This window comes from Thalassotalea sp. 1_MG-2023 (assembly GCF_030546745.1).
GTDB lineage: Bacteria > Pseudomonadota > Gammaproteobacteria > Enterobacterales > Alteromonadaceae > Thalassotalea_C.
Map to the genome: position 1 here is coordinate 96,577 of NZ_JAUOPD010000001.1, position 20,612 is coordinate 117,188.

At 38.2% G+C, this 20,612-nt stretch carries 17 protein-coding genes and 1 tRNA gene; 7 read left to right on the plus strand and 11 right to left on the minus strand.

Translation table 11 applies throughout. The features are described 5' to 3' along the window. Window positions 1-39 precede the first annotated feature (39 nt). The 7 genes from Q4489_RS00435 to Q4489_RS00465 all read right to left on the minus strand — a co-directional run bounded on the left by Q4489_RS00435 (window position 40) and on the right by Q4489_RS00465 (window position 7,949). Complete coding sequence (locus Q4489_RS00435) at window positions 40-2,121, minus strand: hypothetical protein (protein WP_303475614.1); 2,082 nt, start codon at window positions 2,119-2,121, stop codon at window positions 40-42. Window positions 2,122-2,155: 34 nt separating this feature from the next. Further along, window positions 2,156-2,806 (minus strand): single-stranded DNA-binding protein, encoded by a 651-nt coding sequence (locus tag Q4489_RS00440; protein ID WP_303475616.1) that lies wholly within the window; start codon window positions 2,804-2,806, stop codon window positions 2,156-2,158. 226 nt (window positions 2,807-3,032) lie between these two features. Beyond that, complete coding sequence (locus Q4489_RS00445; protein ID WP_303475618.1) at window positions 3,033-3,320, minus strand: hypothetical protein; 288 nt, start codon at window positions 3,318-3,320, stop codon at window positions 3,033-3,035. Further along, the gene (locus tag Q4489_RS00450; RefSeq protein ID WP_303475620.1) at window positions 3,317-4,933 is read right to left on the minus strand and encodes a PepSY domain-containing protein; all 1,617 of its coding nucleotides are present in this window, start codon (window positions 4,931-4,933) and stop codon (window positions 3,317-3,319) included. The genes Q4489_RS00445 and Q4489_RS00450 overlap by 4 nt, the downstream gene beginning before the upstream one ends. Before the next feature lie 5 nt (window positions 4,934-4,938). Continuing rightward, the gene (locus Q4489_RS00455; protein ID WP_303475624.1) at window positions 4,939-5,223 is read right to left on the minus strand and encodes a hypothetical protein; all 285 of its coding nucleotides are present in this window, start codon (window positions 5,221-5,223) and stop codon (window positions 4,939-4,941) included. Between the two features lie 72 nt (window positions 5,224-5,295). Continuing rightward, the gene (locus tag Q4489_RS00460; protein WP_303475627.1) at window positions 5,296-7,431 is read right to left on the minus strand and encodes a TonB-dependent siderophore receptor; all 2,136 of its coding nucleotides are present in this window, start codon (window positions 7,429-7,431) and stop codon (window positions 5,296-5,298) included. A 441-nt stretch (window positions 7,432-7,872) separates the two neighbouring features. After that, window positions 7,873-7,949: transfer RNA gene (locus Q4489_RS00465), tRNA-Arg, on the minus strand. A 310-nt stretch (window positions 7,950-8,259) separates the two neighbouring features. Between Q4489_RS00465 and Q4489_RS00470 the strand changes: the two genes are divergently transcribed. From Q4489_RS00470 to prsR, 4 genes are read left to right on the plus strand one after another with little or no spacing between them, the layout of a single operon-like run. After that, a complete protein-coding gene (locus Q4489_RS00470; protein WP_303475629.1) occupies window positions 8,260-9,252 on the plus strand; it encodes an efflux RND transporter periplasmic adaptor subunit in 993 nt (330 codons plus the stop codon). Between the two features lie 3 nt (window positions 9,253-9,255). Continuing rightward, window positions 9,256-12,297, plus strand: a complete 3,042-nt coding sequence (locus Q4489_RS00475) for an efflux RND transporter permease subunit (RefSeq protein WP_303475631.1) — start codon at window positions 9,256-9,258, stop codon at window positions 12,295-12,297. 2 nt (window positions 12,298-12,299) lie between these two features. Continuing rightward, the gene (prsK, locus tag Q4489_RS00480; protein ID WP_303475633.1) at window positions 12,300-14,339 is read left to right on the plus strand and encodes an XrtA/PEP-CTERM system histidine kinase PrsK; all 2,040 of its coding nucleotides are present in this window, start codon (window positions 12,300-12,302) and stop codon (window positions 14,337-14,339) included. 24 nt (window positions 14,340-14,363) lie between these two features. Beyond that, on the plus strand, window positions 14,364-15,716 hold the full coding sequence (prsR, locus tag Q4489_RS00485; RefSeq protein WP_303475635.1) for a PEP-CTERM-box response regulator transcription factor: 1,353 nt from the start codon (window positions 14,364-14,366) through the stop codon (window positions 15,714-15,716). Between the two features lie 154 nt (window positions 15,717-15,870). On the opposite strand, the gene Q4489_RS00490 is transcribed toward prsR, so the two are convergent. Beyond that, window positions 15,871-16,065, minus strand: coding sequence for a phytase (locus Q4489_RS00490; RefSeq protein ID WP_303475638.1), 195 nt, complete (start codon window positions 16,063-16,065; stop codon window positions 15,871-15,873). Here Q4489_RS00490 and Q4489_RS00495 point away from each other — a divergent pair. The 3 genes from Q4489_RS00495 to phnW all read left to right on the plus strand — a co-directional run bounded on the left by Q4489_RS00495 (window position 16,058) and on the right by phnW (window position 17,818). Beyond that, window positions 16,058-16,225 (plus strand): hypothetical protein, encoded by a 168-nt coding sequence (locus tag Q4489_RS00495; protein WP_303475641.1) that lies wholly within the window; start codon window positions 16,058-16,060, stop codon window positions 16,223-16,225. The genes Q4489_RS00490 and Q4489_RS00495 overlap by 8 nt on opposite strands. Before the next feature lie 18 nt (window positions 16,226-16,243). Then, the gene (locus tag Q4489_RS00500) at window positions 16,244-16,384 is read left to right on the plus strand and encodes a hypothetical protein (protein ID WP_303475644.1); all 141 of its coding nucleotides are present in this window, start codon (window positions 16,244-16,246) and stop codon (window positions 16,382-16,384) included. A 342-nt stretch (window positions 16,385-16,726) separates the two neighbouring features. Beyond that, a complete protein-coding gene (phnW, locus tag Q4489_RS00505; protein WP_303475647.1) occupies window positions 16,727-17,818 on the plus strand; it encodes a 2-aminoethylphosphonate--pyruvate transaminase in 1,092 nt (363 codons plus the stop codon). 41 nt (window positions 17,819-17,859) lie between these two features. Here the strand turns inward: phnW and Q4489_RS00510 are convergent, their stop codons facing one another. The 3 genes from Q4489_RS00510 to Q4489_RS00520 are packed head-to-tail and all read right to left on the minus strand — an operon-like array spanning window position 17,860 to window position 20,595. Then, window positions 17,860-18,564, minus strand: coding sequence for a UTRA domain-containing protein (locus Q4489_RS00510; RefSeq protein WP_303475650.1), 705 nt, complete (start codon window positions 18,562-18,564; stop codon window positions 17,860-17,862). After that, window positions 18,565-19,188: an HD domain-containing protein gene (locus tag Q4489_RS00515; RefSeq protein WP_303475652.1), complete on the minus strand. Its 624-nt coding sequence runs from the start codon at window positions 19,186-19,188 to the stop codon at window positions 18,565-18,567. It lies immediately after the preceding gene. Window positions 19,189-19,194: 6 nt separating this feature from the next. After that, window positions 19,195-20,595: an FAD-dependent oxidoreductase gene (locus Q4489_RS00520; protein ID WP_303475654.1), complete on the minus strand. Its 1,401-nt coding sequence runs from the start codon at window positions 20,593-20,595 to the stop codon at window positions 19,195-19,197. Between the last annotated feature and the right edge of the window lie 17 nt (window positions 20,596-20,612).

The following is a 20,612-nucleotide window of genomic DNA, read 5'->3' on the forward strand; positions in this document are numbered from 1 at the left end:
AGGTGTGCCGTTCAATTTGCTAGCATTTTAGCAGCACAACTATGAAGAAAGCTTTTCGATTATTCTTGCTTTACTACGGTTAAACTCTTCCTCACTTAGAAAACCCTGCGATTTAAGCTCTAATAACTTATTCAGTGAATTGATTAACACTTCATCATTGTCTTCGTTTTTCGCGGTTACCTTCTGTGCGGGCTTTGCATCATGGTGTTTTGGTGCTTTATGGTTAGTCATAGCTTGCGCTGTACGCTGAGAACTATCATGCTTTGGTGTTGTCTCTTGCTTGTTAGCTTGAGCTGTTGCTGATGACCGAGTGGAAGTGTGTGTTACACGCTGTTTTTGAGGGGGCTCTACGGGCTTTGGTTTAATCACACGCTTTTCTGTATTGCCTTTACATAATTGATGTGAAATCAACCAACACCAGTTAATCACTTGTTGTTGTACTTGTTCAAAGCGTGCTTTAGTTAGGCGTTGATTTCCTTCCCTTAAATATAAACATAATTGTTTTGTCTCTTGGTTTTGTAAGTGGATAACCATGACAATTTTTCGTACTTTGTTATCCACCATTTTATGACGCTTTTCTTCTTTAAATACTTGATCTATGCGTGACTCTGCTTTGTTACTAAAGGGTGAGTTTTTATTAATAGTGCTGATTAATTCACCGTTCAAGTAAAGCTCGTTCATAGCAATGTCGTTTATGGCAATATGGGCACTTGCCGTTTTTTCATGGCGTTTAAATAGCAATAATTCTGCTTTTTCTTTATCTATTGAAAACGTTGCGTAATGAGTACGTAATAGTTTTTTAGCGTTCTTATATTTCTCATCTTGTCGAAATAGTACCGCTACAATAGCACCGGCGATCACTAATAAAATCACAATAAAGTAAAGGCTATTTGACTGTTCTTTTTGTTCTTCAAGGGGAGTAGTTTGCACTGGAATCTCGCTAACATCAGTAGTGTTATTCGTTGTTAGCAGGCTTTTGTTTGCAAGATCTACAATAATAATTTGATTTGCCGAATTGATGAGTAATTGAGGCCTCGCATTGGCGTTAAGTAGCGAAAAATCGATGGTTGCTATTGGGTTACTGCTGATATTTGCCGTTATTGCGGAGGCTTTTATTAACCAGTTGTCAGAAGTTTTTTCGAGAAAAATTAATGGATAATGTTCGTTACTTAATTGCGGGTTTTTTAAATAAATACTGTTACTAAAAATGATATCTTGTTGTAGCAAATGCTCGTCAGTAGCAGGCTGTAAAAGAAAGTTATCGCCTAGTGTCGCTTTACGTAATTGTGTAGTTTTTTTTAGTTTTTCAATAATAACAAATTGATTTTCATCTTCTTTTAACCACGTTAGATCGAGTACATTGCCAAGTCCTGTGCTGACAACCTCGCTAGGAGAGTCGTTACTACTAAACAATATATTATCAGGCGGAACTGTGTATTGTCGAAGGCCAAATTTTTGTGGGTTGATGCGTAATAGTGCACCCGAAAATAAGGGGTGATTTGGGTAGTGTTTTTCTGCTGAAATAACAGCAAAAAGCTGCCCATACCCTTTTTGCCAAGATTTAATATAAGGATTAAAGCTTAGTAAAGGTATACTCACGCTGCTGTCGGGTAAGGGGATACGAAGTACTTCTCGCCGGCTCTCGGTTAATATCGCAGTTGAATCTGATGATAAACTGAGTTGCCATTCAAAAATAACCGCCTCAAAGGGCATTTGTTTGTCATCATCAACGGTAAGCTTCATTGAGCGGTTAGTTAACGAAGCAGATTCAATATGTGCGCTATAAAAGGTGGCGTAACCAATTTTCTCTTCTTGAGCAAAGTTAGGGTGTAAAGCTAATGCTGTGAGTCGTTGAAAATCATCTGAAAAATGCTTAGCATTTAATAGTGGTTGGTATGTAGATGCTGATTGTTTGATTAACCCAACATCGCCAAACGTTGAAAAACTGATAAATTGATGAGGATGGTTTGGTAACAGCACTATCGTTGAAACCTCGCCTCTAAAATCTGAGGGAAGTAAAGGCTTTTGACTAAACTCAAGCGTGTTGGCTTTCGCAAGTGAAGTTAGCAATAAGCCAACAGATATGATCAAGTATTTTATTATTATTTTAATGTTTATCATATTGAAATTATTCCGTTTGTTACGGATTCGTTAATTATATTTTAGGCAACACCAGTTGGTGCACATCGATTAATTGAGATTTATCTTTATTATTGGTATAGCTTAAATTTCCGTCAATGATTATTTCATCACCATTTTTTGCACGGTTTTCCAAATATTCAGCCTGTTTTCCCCAAGCATGTAACGTTCGCTCTATTGAAAATTGTCGATATGCTTGTTGGTGAGCAGAATAAACATTGACATGACTCAGTATTGTACATTCCGCTAATTGTGTGTTGTTTTCAGTTTCAACAATTTTAATTTCACTGTTGATAGCCCCTGATAGCTTCACTTGATTCATTGAAGGTACATAGCCTTTAGCGTACGTATGAGCATAGGTTGCATGTATGATTTGACGGTTAGATTGTTGACTATCAACAAGATGCCCTTGAATAAATACCACATCGCCTTTATCGGCAAAGTTAAGCGTTTTTTCAACCACATCTCCAATCATTTTTACAACATGAAAATGGGTCCATTCTTTTTGCTGCTGTGTTTTTTTATCGAACCATTTATGATGAGTGGCAATAGTGAATTCAGCAATAGCAACCACAGGATTTGCTAAATATCTGATATTTGGTTTAGCAACTAAGTTACCTAACAGGGTAATTGAGCAAAGGTGATTATGAGTATGCGGGTGTTTCATTGAAGTCCGTTACAATTGAGTTAACCCAATTAATTTATAAGATGCCTCACCTTATCACAAGTTTATTCTGTTATTAGGTAGTAGATTTAGTCTATTTTTAAAGGGTATTTCCAAATTAGGGGGTGAACAGGGTTAACTTGCAGATGAAGCGTATAGTGAAAAAGCCATAAAGCGAGAACATGCCACCCGTTTTTAGTGAGTGGCAATTTTAATTTAAATCATTAATTTAAATAAGGGATGAAGGTAATTCTGATACCAGCCAGCCTATAACCGTAAGAGCACCACAATACATTAAAATGCCAGCATAATTAGCCATCATCACGAGTGGAATAAAGGGCAGTACTAAGCACCACGATAGAACTTTTCTTGTTATAGGTCGCATTACAAATGCGGCATTGCCTTTTATATCTGTTTTATTAAATATTTTCCTGCGTCTAGGGTCTGTATAAGCAAGTAATAAAATAATGATTAGACTAAAAACAATAAAAGGTAATGTCACTATTAAGTGGTTCATTGAACGGCCTCCTGTGATGAAAGCGTTGAGTTTTCGATTACACTATCTTTCTTTGTCATTTGTACTGATTTGTACAGGCGATAAAAACATAAAGCAGAGCAAGCTAATAACATGCATTCAATAAATATCATCGATACCATGTGATATTGTATTGCGTCTATCCAGCTTACGCCTGAGCTAGAGAATCGAATAAAAGGTAACAGCAAGCAAAATAACCCATTGCTGGCTAATAATACGTTTGAAAGCAGTCTAATATTTTTTATCGCTAACGTTAGTACAGTGACGACGGCAGCTGCAATTAAAAATGACAAAGGCGTCCAAACACTTTGATTTAATGCTAAAGTTTCACTAATAAAAAAGCCTGATGCGCTACTTAAAGAGCACAGTGGCAAACCTAAAAATCCCCATGTACACAGTCGACTAAACCAACGCCAGTTTTGTTCGCCTTTTTCATTTCTATGTGCATAAAGTTGTAACCCTGTAATGGTGACATAGCATGTTGCAATACCTAGGCCTACCCAGATAATCTTTGAGAATAAGCCTGCAAACGTTCCATAATGAATAGGGTAGATCAGTGATAAAATAGCACTCCCTGCAGAAGGCACTGTGCCGACTAACGGCTTGTATTCTATAAAGTCGCCATTTGTTGCATCGTACACCAATTGCTCAAATCCAACCTCTCCTTCGTTAGGCATGAAAAACGTAAGAAGGCTGGCTGATTCAGTAGCAAAATGAGAGATCGAAATAAACGCTGGAACCGCTGATTGTCGCTTCGCTGCATCTGCTATCATCAGGGTTAAGTTAGCTGAATCTTTTGGTGCTTCACTTTTTTGTTGTTGTTCTCCAACAAGCGTATGCATTAATGCTTCTTGATCCCCGCCAAAAGCAACAATTCCCATTGCCGGTAAACCAAAAGAGTCAGAAAAACTAAAAAAACTCCCAGTAAAGGCAAGCAAAATGGCAAATGGTATGCTCCAAGTACCTGCAACTGTATGTGAGTCTCGCTTAAGAGATTTACCGTCGCGTTGTTTTCGAATTGAGAACATATCAGTAAACAAATGACGGTGCATCATGAAACCAGAGACAGAAGCAATTAACATTGCTAGTCCTAAAATTCCGGTGAGAATGAGACCCCATGGTGATGGGATATGCAACTCTGTATGGATAGATACTAAAAAGCGACTTAATGCATAGGTATCATCTTGAGCAAATAATTCGCTACCAAAACCCTGTTGCTGAGAGATTATTTCGCCCTTAGGGCTTACTTTATATTGAAAACCAAACTCATCCATATTTCCGCTCGGGTTTAGTTTATGAGTATGAAAAAAATATACCAATTGCTGACGGTCATTTTCATAGACAGAAATTTCATCAAGATATTGATCAGGAGTGATTTCTGCTAGTTGGTTCACTGTGTTATTTACATCAGTTGTTATTAATAAATTTTTCGGATAGTTACTGTTAGACCACTCGCCTATCTCATCTGCAATGACAGCAACCGTGCCGGTGAATATAACTGCATATAGCAACATGCCTAAGACAATGCCAGACCAAGAATGTAAGTTAAGTAAGGCTTTTGCTTGAGAACGAATATTAGATGCATTTTCAGCCATAATAGTTAACCCAAAAATTGAAATGTTAAAATAAGGCTATTAATAATAAACAGTATTACCAGTAGCCATTGCGCTTTACGTAGGTCAGTTGTTAAATAGGTATAGAAAAACAACAAAGCCCATATTAATGGGAACATGATAAGCGGCATCATTATATTATTTACATTACCTATGCCGGGTGGAAACCACACGGCCATGGCAAACATGAAAAACAGAGACACTAACAGTGTTGCTGGACCACTAAGCCAGAAACGTTTGTTTTTGAAAAAGTGTAGATATGATGTATTCATACAAAGATCCGCGTTAAGTAGTTAAGTGAGCTGCTTTAAATCAGCAAGCTAACTCACTTACATGAGTTAAGGTTATAACTTCCAGCGCAATGTTAAGCTAAAGTAAGTAGGTGAACCGTAAAAGGCTTGATCCGTTCGAACAGAGCTCAGGTATTTCTCATTGGTTATATTATCGAGATTGAGACTTAATGAAATTTGATCGCTGAAATCGTATTGAACATAGCCTCCGAGCAATGCATAACTGTCTTGATTAATGCTTCCATAGCTTGTGTCATAATACACTTCACTTTGCCAACGAAGAGATATACCAGCATTGAGTTTCTCTTGCCATTTAGGGGCGTAATCTGCAAGTACCTTGAGTGTTTTACGTGGAATAAAGGTACGAGCCTCATCACCGTTTTCATCATCCATTGTCAAGAATGTATAACCACCTTGTACTGACCACTCCTGTGAAATATTACCGGTGATTTCTAGTTCAAAACCATTAGAGTCAACGGTGACGCCTCGATATAATGAATAATTGAAGTCATCTGAATAATCATCGTCATCAATACCGTCACCATCGCCAAATTTAATGAAGTCATATAGATTTTCTTGTTCCGTTTTAAATACGGCAACACTAACGAGCAAGTTGTCTTCAAAGCGTTTCTTGATTCCTAGTTCATAACCACGTCCTTCAGCTGAGCCAAGTGGTTCAAGTTGTTCATTTAAATAGTATTGAGGTTGATAAATGTCACTGTAACTGCCGTATACATTCAAGTCGTCTAACGCTTCCCATGTAAAACCTATATAAGGGCTAGAGCCATCCTCAGAGGTTGAGGTTGATGCTCCCCAAGAATCACCTTCATTTTCATAATCGACAAAACTTGCACCTAAAACGAAATCAAAGTTTTCGGTAGCAGCTAATTGTATTGAACCATAAAACCGGTTTAAGGTTACATCAGTTATGCCTGCTTGAAACGGATCATCCCAGGTTGGTCTTGATACTTCTGTTCCTGACCAATTAGGGAATGAAGGCATAACGTCGAAACCGCTTAACGCAGTATAATCAAGATCAAGCGTTTCAGAGTCCGCTAAACTAAAACCTAGATTGAAAGCATGCTCAAATCCCCAAGCTTCGAATGTCCCTTGCAGTGTATTATCCCAGATCAACGTTTTGTCATCCGCATCAAACTTTCCGGGATATCCTAAAAGTCCTAACCCTGTATTTGATGCTAAACCCGTATTTGAATAAGTGTAGAAAAGTTCTGAGCGATCTTCGTACGTTGTATAATTTAATTTACTGGTAAAAGTAACTTCATCAGTAATATACCAACCTAATTCAGCAAAATAATTTTCATTTAATGTGTTCCAGTAAGTCCAATTCATCGCGGTAGATTCCGATGTATCGAAATCGGTTTGAGTGCCATCCGAATAAATTAATGGAGAAGCTCCCCATGTAACGCCATCACTCTTGTTGTCTTGATAGGTATAACCAAAAGTAAGGGTAACATCATCATTGATCTGTCCATCAACTACGCCATATAACACGGTGCGTTTGTTGCCATAATGGTTCAGCCAGCTTTCCTTATCTTGGTGTACTAATACTGCGCGTGCAGCCCAGCTGCCTGAGTCTGTTAAAGGTGTAGATACATCAACAACGGCACGCATATTTGACCACCGACCTACTGTGAATGCGCTACTAAGTTGTGGCTCATTAGTTGGACGTTTCCTGACATAATTGACTGTTCCCGATGGATTGCCTAAGCCAGTAATAAGCCCGTTAGAGCCTCGGATAAATTCAATTTTTTCATAGATAGCAGTATCAAGATCGCCGACAAAAATATTGCCAAAAGGAATACCTGCACCATCTACATGCATACTGGTTATGTCGAAACCACGAGCATTAAAATAGGTACGGTCTGTTTCAGTTTGATCTATGTTTATACCGGTTACTTGTTTAAATAAACTATTTATGTCACTGAAATTGTATTTTGAAATGGTGTCATTTTCGATAATAGACAATGATTGTGGGGTATCAAAACTGTCAAGACCTAGGCCAGTTGCCCCAGAGCTAATGCGTTGTACACGGTTACCGAGTATGCGAATTACTTCTATCTCTTTGTCAGTAATACGTTGTGCTTTTTCGTTACTTAATTCAGCAGAATGAGCAGTAAAGCTTAGAGCCAAAAAAATTGGCGATAATACGAAGGTGTAAGGGGATTTCATATTATTCTCGTAATAGTTGATGTCAAAAACAGGCGCAGTATAAATGCTTAGAAATACTAATGCAAATAACAATCATTATTATTTAATGGTTGTAAGGGTTGATTTATTTATGCACTGATAAGACAGTTAGCTATAGCTGATGTATTTACTGCTATTTTTGAATACGCTAACGAGAGCTTAATTTGAAAAGATCTGATTTATGTATTTATGAAGGCTCGAATAAATGATGAATTGCTCTCTTTGCCAATAATCGCGCAAACTTCATTTAAATGACCAATCAAAATACACAATTTTCGAGAACATTGTCTTCAAATAATAAAGGGTTTAAATGCGTGCATATAAACAGGCGAGAAAATGACTTGCCACATGTGTTGAACGTTGTAGATGCGATGATAGTTGCCAATATAGGAGATAGCGCAAAAAATCGTGGAGTAATAATGATGGCCCACCCGGCAGGAGTCGAACCTGCGGCCTCGCCCTCCGGAGGGGCGCGCTCTATCCAGCTGAGCTACGGGTGGATTAACTTTTTAGCCTTAGCGTTATTGTTTTGTTCAAACTACATGACACTTATTAATAAATAGAAATGATATCCGAAATGTTTTCTATTTCTTGCTGCTATGTAGTATCAGTATTAAGGCGGCGCAATACTAATACCTATCGTTTTTGTTGTCTACCGCTAAAAACGAAAAACGTGGAATAGGGAGGTAAATAAGCGATGGAATAAACACGTAAAATTGATGAAATTAATGTACTTTCAGTGACTAGCAGCTTAAAGTATCACTATAATTAATGCGGGTTGCAACAACAAGGCAGTACATTTGTAATTTTATGAAGCTACTTTTCCTCTTTTTCATCAGCTTTCTATTGCTTGGTGCGATAAATACCAACGCGCAGCAATATGCTACGCAAGAAATTGACGCTGCTACGTTTGAAAAAAATATCGTGCGGGTTGGCAAAACGCGCTTTAAAAAAACACATGTTTTATCGTTCAAAAGTCAGGGTTACTTAACCACTCTTGCCGTTGATGAAGGCGATAGCTTTTCTGCTAAATCAGTATTGGCAAGCCTTGAAACAACTGAATTAAAAGCATTGAAAAATGCTAATTACACTGAGTTATTACAGGCAAAGCGTGACGTTAAGCGTGTAAATGCATTAATCAAAAATGGTTTAAGTTCTCAGCAAGCATTAGAAATGGCTAAGTTCGCCGAAGACAGTGCGCGCGAGCGGTATCGTATTTCCTACTACAATCTTGAAAAATCAGAAATTGTAGCGCCGTTTAATGGTGTGGTGTTATCACGCTATACTCGGGTAAATGAGTTGCAATCCCCAGGTACACCGGTGCTTGAAGTAGCTTCTACCGAAAACAACTTTATTGTTGAAGTTGCTGTAACTACCGATGAAATTAGGTTTATATCGCGTGGACAACAGGTTGAAGTAGAAGTGATGGGAGTTCAAGGTATTGCCGGTATGGTTAGTAAAGTACCCGTAAAAGCAAATAGTGCCGCTAATATGTATTTGGTGGAGGTAGCCTTAACAAATTTTCCATCTACGTTAAAACCTATTGCTGATCAACTTGCTACAGTGCGAATTCCGCTATCAACTCAGCAAGCTGTTTTTGCAGTACCAAATAGTGCGCTCATTGAAATGAACAATAATGGTCATGCTGTTGTTCTGGTTAAACACCTTGATACCTTAAAGCGGCAAGCCTTTGTTGTTGTTGGTTTAGATAAAAACTTTATTTATCTTCAAGCTGACGATTTATCATCAAACCTTTCTGTGATCACCCAAGGCTGGCAACAATTTGAGTTAAGCGAGTTATAGAACATGCGTTTACCTAAAATTGCGATTAACAACAAACAATTTACGTTAACGATTGTATTGCTGTTGGTTCTGGTTGGCACCATTTCTTATTTCACTATCCCTCGTTCAGAAGATCCACAATTCGACATACCGATTACTCTTATTGAAGTGATATATCCTGGTGCATCACCACATGATATGGAAACCTTAGTGGTAAACCCACTTGAAGAAGCCTTTAATAATATTGAAGGGATCAAGGTTATTGAGTCGCAAATTAAAAGTGATGGTGCACGCGTTAAGGTGACTTTTTTATATGGCACCAATATTGATTTAGCCTTCAGTGAATTAAAGCTCGCGGTAGCTTCTGTTAAACCTAATTTACCCGCCGGCGTGCAAGATGTGCTAGTTATCAAAGCAACACCCACCAGTGTGGCGGTAGTACAAATGGCGTTGTGGAGTGAACCAACTGATTATCGAAAAATGGAGTTTTATGCTAAACAGCTCGAAAAACGTTTAGAAGCTATTTCTGCTATTAAAAAAGCTGATATTTGGGGTTATCCACAACAGATTGTGGCGGTTGATGTTGATGTTACAAAGTTGCAGCATTTTGGTTTAGGTGTAAACGATGTATTAAATACGCTTAATAAGCGTGCTATGAATATTACGCCTGGTTTTATTGATGCCAATACCCGTAGGTTTAATGTTAAATCAAGTGGTAATTATAAAGATTTAGCACAGTTAAATGACACCATAATATTGGCTAATGAACACACTGCAATAAAACTTTCTGACATTGCTCGCGTGAGCTTTTCTGGGGTTAAACCAAGTTATTTAGCTTACTTCAATGAACACCCTGTTATTTTCATTACTGCGGAACAGCGCGCAGATACCAATATTTTTGAATTAACCAAAGCAATAGAGCAGCAAGTCACGCAATTTAAAACATTATTGCCAGAAGACGTAAAACTTGATGTTTTTTTTAAACAGGCAGAAAGCGTTGAAACTCGCGTAAATGGCTTTTTTGATAACCTTTGGTATGGCTTAATTCTTGTTGGGGTAATGGCACTACTTTTCTTAGGTATACGAGAGGCATTAGTTGTTATTGCGGTGATCCCACTATCATTCCTTATTGCTATAGGGTGGTTAGACTTTGCGGGTTTTGGTTTACAACAAATGTCGATCGTGGGCTTAATTATTGCGTTAGGCTTACTTGTTGATAATGCCATTGTTGTGACAGAAAGTATTCATCGACATAAAGACCCGAGTAAACCAATGCAAATCGCCGCTGCTCAAGGGGCAAGTACGGTAGGTTGGGCGATTAGTAGTGGTACCATTACCACCTTGTTTGCTTTTCTACCAATGTTAATGCTAGCAAGCAGTACCGGGGATTTTCTTCGTTCAATGCCGATTACTGTTGTTCTTGTGCTGTTAGCCTCGTTGTTTTTAGCATTAACTTTTACACCATTATTGGCGAGTCTATTATTTAGCCAAAAACCGAGTAGAATAATTACCTTGCAAGTGGTGATAAATCGTTTTTCATCAACGTATTATGCAAAGTTGTTAACATGGTTTATCACGAAAAAAACATTACTCATTTCAATATTTTTTATCGCATTAATTGCGATGTTTTCATTGTTTAATAACGTTGGGTTAAGCTTATTTCCGAAAGCAGAGAAACCAATGATTTTAGTCGATGTTCAAGCGCCGCCTAATTCATCACTAGCATACACAAAAAAAGTAATGGATAAGGTAACTGTTTTACTAAAACAGCAGCCAGGTGTGTCACAAGTAGCTCAAAATATTGGCAATTCAAATCCACGCATCTACTATAATGAAATCCCAAAACGAGGTGTTGCATCGTTTGGCCAAGCGCTAGTTTTGCTAGATGAATATAATGCAAACGATGCTCAAGCGCTGATTGATAAACTTCGTAAAGAGTTTTCTTCGTGGTCGCAAGCACAAATTACCGTCAAAGAGTTTACCCAAGGCCCGGTAACCGATCAGCCTGTAACCATTCGCCTAATGAGTGAATCGTTTGATGATTTGTCGCAAGTAGCAGATGATCTAGCGATGTATATGGCAACGCTTGATGGCTTAATTAATATTGAAAATCCAATTGGAGTCGCAAATACAGAACTTGCCTTGTCAGTAGATTATGAAAAAGCGGGTATGCTCAATATCGATATTCAAGCGCTAGACTTAACTATTCAAACGTTAGTAACAGGTAATGCAGCTGGTGTTTTTAGTGATGCTAACGGGGAAAGTTATCCATTAGTGATCAGAGGGAATAAACAAGATATTTCGCTCTTTGAGCAAGCCTTTATTTCAACACGAACAGGCGCGTTAGTACCTTTAAGCCAAATTGTTAACGTGTCATTGCAAAAAGGTCATACCGAATTTTATCATTACCAAAAACAACGTATGGCTAAAGTATCTGCAGATGTAGCTACCGGTAAATCTACTGCAGTATTAACCCAGCAAGTTGTTGATTTTATTGAACAGTATAACTTGCCAGCAGGCATGTATTATTCTTTAGGTGGTGAAGAGGAATCGAGACAAGAAAATTTCGCAGGCTTGTTTCAGATTATGATCATTACCGCCATTGGCATTTTTGCGGTATTAGTCTTGCAGTTTAAATCCTTTTTACAACCGTTAATCATCTTTACTTCCATTCCTTTCGCTATGGCGGGTTCAGTGATTGGCTTGTACCTGTTTGATTTGTCTTTTTCGATGATGGCGTTTATAGGATTGATCAGTTTGTTTGGTATTGTGGTCAATAATGCGATAATTCTAATTGATACTGCGAATAAGAACTTACAACACAATGCTGATAAACAAACGGCAATTATAGAAGCTGCCGTGGTACGTTTTACACCTATTTTACTGACCACAATCACCACTGTTGGAGGTTTACTTCCTTTAACATTATTTGGTGGGGGCTTGTGGCAACCATTAGGCGTTGTATTAATTTCTGGGTTATGTGTTTCAGCCATAGCGAGCTTTTTATTAGTGCCGATATTGACTGAAATATTCACGCGTTCATCACAACAGTTGCGAATAGAATAAAGATGGAATTTATTGGCTTTGTCGGTTTTGTATTAAGCTTTATTGCTTATGTTATTTTTACTTTTTTACTCGTTGCAGCACGTAATACGCAGTTACTTGCTCGATGGACAATTGTCTCAGTATTAACTACCACGGTTGCCTCTGCTTTGGCGGCTTTGCAAATTAAACTTGGCTTTGGCTTACAATGGGTGCTCGTAGCTGACGGATTAAAGGTCGCCTCTTGGGCTATTCTGGTTTTGATCTGCAATACCGAATTAACATCAATTCGGCAGTTATTATCAAATTATCATATTCGGCAATATGTTAGCGTTTGGTCTGCGTTAATGTTGGTTTGTTGGTTAGCGTCTTACTTATTGAATTATTCCTATGAATATATTTACTTGCTCTTCATTGTGTTAAATCTGTGGAGTTTAGTATTGATGGAGCAATTATATCGCAGCGCTGATGATCAAATTCGCTGGGCAATATGGCCATTAATTATTGCTCTGGCGAGTATCGCGATTTTTGATTTTGTTATGTACGCCCAAGCAACAATGGTGGGCAGTATTGATTTCGACTTTTGGTTTAGTCGTGGTTATATCGCAGTTGCTGTATTGCCGTTACTCTTGGTAAGCACGAGAAGAATCAAAAATGGCTCTGTGCGTATTTTTGTCTCAAGGCAGGTAGTCTTTTATAGTTCTATTCTAATGATGGCCGGTTTGTATTTATTAATTATGGCGCTTGCTGGCTATGTTATTAATTATGTAGGCGGAGAGTGGGGCAGTGTTGTAAGTATTGGCTTTTTAATGCTTAGTGGCGTTGTGTTAGTCGCATTATTAATCACTGAATCTCTCAGGCGAAAACTAAAAGTATTTATCGCGAAAAACTTCTTTGCAAACCGCTATGAGTACCGTGACGAATGGTTAAATTTAATTGAAAAAATAGAAACAACCAACGCGGAAAATTATTACCAAATGGCGACATCTATTATGATGTCAAAACTTAATGCCGGCAGCGGCGCCATTGTTAAGCGAAAAAGCGACTTACATTTTGATATCAAGTACAGTCATGGTTTAAAGCTGACCGAGGCATTTGATTTACAGCTGACGTTTATCAGTCAATTTTGTCAGAAAAAAGGCTGGATCATTGATGTTGAGGAATATGAAATTACCCCAACAATGTACCCGGAACTGAACCTTGATTTAGATTTATGTCAAAGTTTTGATGTTCGTTTTATCATTCCAATTTTTATAGGAAAAGCCTTTTATGGTTTATTTTTAATTGGCAACATTAATGAAGCGAATCAATTAAATTGGGAAGACAGGGACTTACTTTTTGCCGTGTCAAAACAGCTAGGTAATTTTATTTCTCTCAATGAAGCGAACGACGAGTTAGCTGAATCTAAACAATTTGATGCGTTTAATCGGATGTCTGCCTTTCTGGTTCATGATTTAAAAAATGTACAAGCGCAGTTGGCGTTAATTACAACCAACGCGGAAAAACATCGAAATAACCCTGAATTTGTTGATGATGTCTTTGAAACGGTAGAGTCTGCCACAGATAGGCTGGGTAAAGTGCTTTCCCAACTACGCAATAAACGCGTAGAAAAATCAACCAATTCAGAGATAGATCTCGTTGAGTTACTTGAAAAAGTTGTGGAACAACGTAATGTAGAAAAACCGCTAGTGATAGTTACACAAGCGGTGGCTGCAAAGTTGGCAACGAATGAAGAGAAATTGCACTCGGTATTGAACCACTTAATTCAAAACGCGCAAGAAGCAAGCACAGAAGATTCAACGGTAGAGTTATCACTAAAAAATAATAAAAACATTGTCACCATCACCATCACCGACCAAGGCACTGGTATGAGTGAAGACTTCATAAAACATCGGTTATTCAAACCGTTTGATACTACAAAAGGCAATGCTGGTATGGGGATTGGTGTTTATGAAGCGAAACAATTTATTGAGAGTGTTGACGGTACGATAGAAGTCATCAGTACTGAACATTCAGGAACAACATTTACTATTCAATTACCTATTAACGCAACAGATAATGAATAAACAGGAAGAGCAAGGATCAATTTCATGGAAAAGCTACTAATCGTCGATGATGATAAAGGAATACAAAAACAATTAAAATGGAGTTTATCTGATTACGAATCAATTTTAGCAGCTGATCGAGAAAGCGCGATAGCAGCTGTACGTCGCCATGAACCTAAAGTAGTCACATTAGATTTAGGTCTACCGCCTGATGCCGCAAATGCGTCAGAAGGGTTAGCGGCATTAGATGAAATTTTACGTATTGCACCACATACTAAAGTGATTGTAATTACAGGTAATGATGACCGAGAAAACGCGTTAAAGGCTATCTCGTTAGGCGCATATGACTTTTATCAAAAGCCTATAGAACCTGAAGTTATTAATGTTATTGTTGCAAGAGCCTTTAGTGTTGCATCGATCGAACAAGAAAACCGACTAATGCGTGCCGTTGGCGGCAATGATATTGGCATTGTTGGCAATAGCAGTAGCATAGATCGGTTACGTACCATGGTTAAGCGCATCGCACCAACGCAAATTACCGCTTTATTATTAGGTGAAAGTGGTACCGGTAAAGAAGTCACCGCTAATGCGATACATATGGCAAGTGAGCGCAGTAAAAAGCCATTCATTGCGATTAATTGTGCGTCAATACCGGAAACCTTACTAGAAAGTGAGTTGTTTGGCTTTGAAAAAGGTGCCTTTACTGGAGCTGTACGCACGACTAAAGGTAAAATTGAATGCGCAGAAGGCGGTACCTTATTTTTAGATGAAATAGGCGATATGCCCTTTAACCTGCAAGCGAAGCTATTACGATTTTTGCAAGAAAAGAAAATAGAACGTTTAGGTGGTCGACAAGAAATAGATGTTGATGTGCGTGTTGTGTGTGCCACGAACCAAAATCTCGAAGAAATGGTCGCTGAGAAACAGTTTCGCGAAGACTTGTTTTATCGGGTGAGTGAAATTACCTTAAATATCCCGCCATTAAGAGATCGGGAAGAAGATACCTTAATACTGGCTCAGTTCTTTTTACAACGCTACGCAAAAGAATATAAATCAAACGTTAAAAGCTTTGCTGACGATGCGTTAAATGCGATAAGACACCACAGATGGCCAGGCAATATACGTGAGCTACAAAATAAAGTAAAAAGCTCTGTGATCATGGCAACAGGCTCTCAAGTGACGGCGATTGATCTCGGCTTTCTTGACCATGACGGACAAGAGCTACAATTAGATTTAAATTTACGTAAAGTACGTGAACAAGCAGAGTCTATCGCCATTCAAAAAGCTTATGCGTTAACGGAAGGCAACATGTCAAAATGCGCTGAATTGTTGGGTGTTACAAGGCCAACGTTGTATTCGTTAATTGAAAAGTATTCATTAACGATTGGTGCGGAATAACAAGTAAACACGTTATCAAAGAAAGGGTAGTATCAAATATTTATACTACCCTTTTAACTATCGCTATGTTGCCAAATATTTATGAAATTAGCATTAATCTTATTTTACAAAGTAGATAACTTTCTGTTTATCCACTTTTTAAGTAATGATCCATTTATAAATTTGAAATTTTGCGGTCTTTTGGCATAACATTATGCCCATCTTGCACGACAAGTAGCCCTTCTGGATGTTGACTACCCAAAGCGACACTATTAACAACTAGACCGTCGGCTTTAGATGTACCATCTATTCGATTATTTAGATCTGCAGAAATACGAAATACGGCCAAAAAGGCGTTTTTTTTGATCAATAGCATAAACTGTGTAGCGGTTATTGGCTGCGACTTATCGTGGTTGAAACTGCAAAATAAACAATGTAATGATCTTCGGAAGTGGCATGCCGTTTACCAAGCAAAAGCTGAAAATATATTTCAACTAACGCTACTAGAGCTTATTCGTCTTCAATTTTAATCAACACCAGATATCACCTTGCCAGATATCGCACGTACATTAAATACAAGTTCTGCTACGGTTAAACGTAAACTTGATGAATTGACCGTGAGCTATAGGCAATTACATCATGAAATGGGTAAACACTTAGCGATTGATTGCTTATTAGTACGAGACTGAAACAATGAGCAAAGTGCATCGGTAATGGATATTTCAGATCCAACAAACTTTCGTCGTGTGACCAAAAAATGGACAGGATACACACCCACAGAGCTTAAAAGATTATACACACGACTATTAAGTACTGAAGCTAATACACTCATTGAATGAGTCGGTGATGATCTACTGAACAGCTATCCCATGCTCAAAGCGTTATTTTTCCAGTGCTACGATTGTTACACATGGGTGTAAATCGGTCTTTATATGACAATTTAATGAAATTTATCGTATGTAGCTTGTTTCCTCAATATTGCTACATTATCATCTGGTCTAGACCAAATTAAACAACCTTGAGAATTAAAAATGGAACATTATTTACTGCTGACGCCAGGACCGTTGACCACCTCTGCGTCAGTTAAACAGGCTATGCTGAGAGATTGGTGTACTTGGGACGATGATTATAATATTGAAATTGTCGAAAATATCAGAAAAAGTTTAGTTGACCTAGCAACTCAGAGCGCTGGTTATACGTGTACTTTAATGCAAGGAAGTGGTACCGCTTCCGTTGAATCAGTGCTTGGAAGCGCAATAAGTGAGCATGATAAAGTACTTATTGTTGATAATGGCGCATACGGCCATCGCATGTCGGAAATTTGCACGTTAGCAGGTATAAATCATACCGTGGTTTCCTTTTCAGAAACACAAATGCCTGACGTTGCTGAAATTAAAAAGCATGTCATTGAAGATGGTAACATTTCGCATTTAGCGATGGTGCATTGTGAAACAACTACAGGCATGTTAAATCCTATAAAGCAAGTTGCACAATTGTGCCAGGAATTGAATTTGGTTTTTATTTTGGATGCTATGTCTAGCTTTGGGGGCTTAACATTTGATATTGGTGAATTAGATATTGGCTTTATGATCAGTTCTGCAAATAAGTGTATTCAAGGTGTGCCGGGCTTTGGATTTATTATTGCAAAACATGAACTAATGGAGCAATGCAAAGGAAATGCTCATTCACTCAGTTTAGACTTGTATGATCAATGGTACACCATGCAAACTTCAAAGGGAAAATGGCGTTTTACCTCGCCTACGCATGTTGTAAGAGCCTTTGATCAGGCTTTGCTTGAACTACAACAAGAAGGTGGAATAAATCAACGTGCTGCAAGGTATGCAGAAAATCAGAGAGTATTAGTTGATGGTATGCGAAAGTTGGGCTTTAGCACCTTATTACCTGATGAAATGCAATCTCCGATTATTACTTCGTTTATCTCGCCAACGTCTGAACGTTACGAGTTTAAATCGTTTTATCAACGATTAAAGACAGAGGGTTTCGTTATTTATCCTGGTAAAGTGTCAAATGCTGATTGCTTTAGAATCGGTAATATTGGAGAGGTGTACCCTGAGGATATTTCCAAACTACTAAATGCAATAGAAAAAGCCATTTACTGGTAATTATAATTCACGATAAGGCGAATTCACCTTATCGTTGACTCTTAGTAACTATCAACTTTAATTTCTATGGCACCATGTACCCAATATTCAATGTTATAGTCTACTAATGTTTTGTGCTGTGAAAAGCGTTGGCGAATTATTTTTAAACATGATGCACCACTGTTTAAATGTAATAATTTAGCGACGCTTTCCGGTAGTGCGGTAACATGAATACTACTTCGTTCAGCAGTTACATTAACATTGTAATCATCTTTAAAAATAGCAGTAATTGAACCTGTTAACTCTTTTTCTGCCAAACCATGGAAGTGTTCGGCTTGGCAATAAATTTCTTCCACCATAACAGGTCGATGGTCTAAAGACCGAACACGACAAATTTGATAAAATTCAGCATGATTATTTAACGAAAACGCCGATGTTATGGTTTGATTTTTTTCGCCGACAAGCGCAGCGCAATCAATAGATACTAAACGAGTATTTGCATCAAAGCTTTGTTCTTTAGCTAATTGATAGAAATTTACTTTATTAACCGGGTTCCACTCTAATCTAGGCGGGCAAATAAACCAACCTTTTCTGTTTTGACGATAAATAATACCTTCCACTTCTAACCGCATGAGTGCCTCTCGAACGGTAATTCGCGTTGAATTAAAGTGCTCCTGTAATTCACGCTCTGAAGGTAATTTCTTCAAGGTTTTGTCTTGTGCAATTAATGTAAATAAATAATCACGGATTTCTTGGTAAAGTAACATTTACCTGTTGTACTCCAATGTTGAACTTGTGCCTATTTCTTCTTTAAGAACTCGGCTGATCAAAGGTAACCAAGGCTTAAGTGTGGTGAAGCCTTTTAGCGAAACATGCAAGTTTGGCTTACCTAAATCGTCATATTGTCTTAACGTCAATGCCGCAGAAAAATAAGCTAGACGTTCAAAGTCTTTCAGCTCATCGTTCGACATTTTACCACCTTGTTGCTGCAATGTGTGTTGACTTGCTAAAGACAAGTGAGCGTTTTTTTCGTTTTGGTCAAATAACGTCACTAAATAGCGTTTCGCTTGAACATGATAACGAATTGGTTGATAAACGCTAGCAGGAAAACCGCGATCTTTAAGCCAGTTTGCCCCGATGCTGGCATGTTCTTTATGACCGAAGTCATCAACACCCTTAAATTGCTGCTTATCTGCGATAAAATGACCAATGTCATGCAGTAGTGCTGCGATGATTAAAGTGATACTGGCATTATCTTGCTGTGCATGCCATGCACAACTTATCGCATGGATAAGTTGACTACATTGTTCCCCATAATGTAAATGCCCATATTCAATGAATAATTGTTCAATGTCGCGAATAGTCGACATTATTTTAAGCTCGTTCATCATTTGCCCCTATTTATCAGCTTTGCCTGCAGCTGCAGCGAACTTAGCTAATTGAATATCAAACCACTTAGGCTGATGTTCTTGCGCTTCTGCTTGCTCTTTACGCATGATCGAGCGCTTGACTAATTGTGCTCCAAGGTAACGGATGGGTTCTGGTGGAAATTTAGAAATAGGACCTTTAGCCATCGGTGAGCGGGTCCATTCATTATCGATGCCCAATACCATAGAAGATAAAATATTGCCGCCAAGGTAACTTTGCACAACGCCATTACCTGAATACCCTAAACCATAATAAACATTTTCTTGACCAGCCAGTCTGCCAAAAAAAGGTAACCCTGTGGTTGATCGATCAGATGCGCCAGCCCAACTTGTGGTGAAATCACAAGGCAAGCTAGGGAAAAACTGTTTAAATGCATTCGTTAATTGTTGTTGGTAACAGCTTGGTTGATCAAACGCCGGCAACATTCGGTTGTTAAATGCAAAGAGGTTCCCTCCTTTACCTAACATTAAACGGCCATCTGGCGTGCTTCGGTAATAATGAACAAAAATACGTGAATCTGCGATCGCTTTACCATGGTCTAGTCCCACGTTTGCTAATAATTTAGGCATGGGTTTGGTGATCACCATATCAGAAGATACTAAGGTGTAGTAACGATTAAAGTCTTTAAATAATTGTCCCATCCAAGCATTAACAGCAAACACTAATTTTTCAGATTTTATTTCCCCTTGAGCCGTTTCCACGTGAATGTTCTGATCTATTGCTTTATGCGATAGATAAGGGCTTTGTTGATATATGGTAATACCCATCGATAAGGCATGTTTAACAAGCCCTAATACAAGTTTCCCCGGATGAAGGCTACCTGCAGCAGGCGATTCAATGCCACTAATGGCATGTTTTGATCCTGTTACTTGGGATAAGTAGTCTTTTGTTTTCTGTTGCCATCGGTTTATATTATGGGCTTTTAGTAGAGGAATTGGTTGTGTCACTATTGATTGTTGTGCTGAATTTGTTGCAGTATAAATGGCACCATCAGTTCGTATATCTGCATAAATATGGTGCTGTTTACAAAAATCTGCAATATCAAACACTGCTTGTTCTGAAGCTTGAACCAAGCGCTTTGCTTCATTAATACCAAATAATTGTATTAATGAAGCAAATTTAGTTGAAAAAGTCAGCATACAACCACCATTTCGGCCAGATGCACCTTGTCCGCATATCCCTTTTTCAACAATAACAACCTTTAGAGTAGGGTTTTGCTGTTTGATTTTTATAGCTGTCCACAACCCCGTATAGCCACCACCTATAATACATACATTAGCTGTAATTTTTCCTTGTAAAATAGGTATATTAGGTATTTTACATGATGATAATGCATCATTAAACCAAAATGCTTGGTGTTGATTGCTCACGCTTTCCGCCTATTAAT

Coding starts and splice junctions, on each gene's coding strand:
- Q4489_RS00470 (WP_303475629.1), top strand. CDS start 8,260: ATGAAGCTACTTTTCCTCTTTTTCATCAGCTTTCTATTGCTTGGTGCG.
- Q4489_RS00455 (WP_303475624.1), bottom strand. CDS start 5,223: ATGAATACATCATATCTACACTTTTTCAAAAACAAACGTTTCTGGCTT.
- Q4489_RS00475 (WP_303475631.1), top strand. CDS start 9,256: ATGCGTTTACCTAAAATTGCGATTAACAACAAACAATTTACGTTAACG.
- Q4489_RS00450 (WP_303475620.1), bottom strand. CDS start 4,933: ATGGCTGAAAATGCATCTAATATTCGTTCTCAAGCAAAAGCCTTACTT.
- Q4489_RS00445 (WP_303475618.1), bottom strand. CDS start 3,320: ATGAACCACTTAATAGTGACATTACCTTTTATTGTTTTTAGTCTAATC.
- phnW (WP_303475647.1), top strand. CDS start 16,727: ATGGAACATTATTTACTGCTGACGCCAGGACCGTTGACCACCTCTGCG.
- Q4489_RS00435 (WP_303475614.1), bottom strand. CDS start 2,121: ATGATAAACATTAAAATAATAATAAAATACTTGATCATATCTGTTGGC.
- Q4489_RS00510 (WP_303475650.1), bottom strand. CDS start 18,564: ATGTTACTTTACCAAGAAATCCGTGATTATTTATTTACATTAATTGCA.
- Q4489_RS00515 (WP_303475652.1), bottom strand. CDS start 19,188: ATGATGAACGAGCTTAAAATAATGTCGACTATTCGCGACATTGAACAA.
- prsR (WP_303475635.1), top strand. CDS start 14,364: ATGGAAAAGCTACTAATCGTCGATGATGATAAAGGAATACAAAAACAA.
- Q4489_RS00440 (WP_303475616.1), bottom strand. CDS start 2,806: ATGAAACACCCGCATACTCATAATCACCTTTGCTCAATTACCCTGTTA.
- prsK (WP_303475633.1), top strand. CDS start 12,300: ATGGAATTTATTGGCTTTGTCGGTTTTGTATTAAGCTTTATTGCTTAT.
- Q4489_RS00460 (WP_303475627.1), bottom strand. CDS start 7,431: ATGAAATCCCCTTACACCTTCGTATTATCGCCAATTTTTTTGGCTCTA.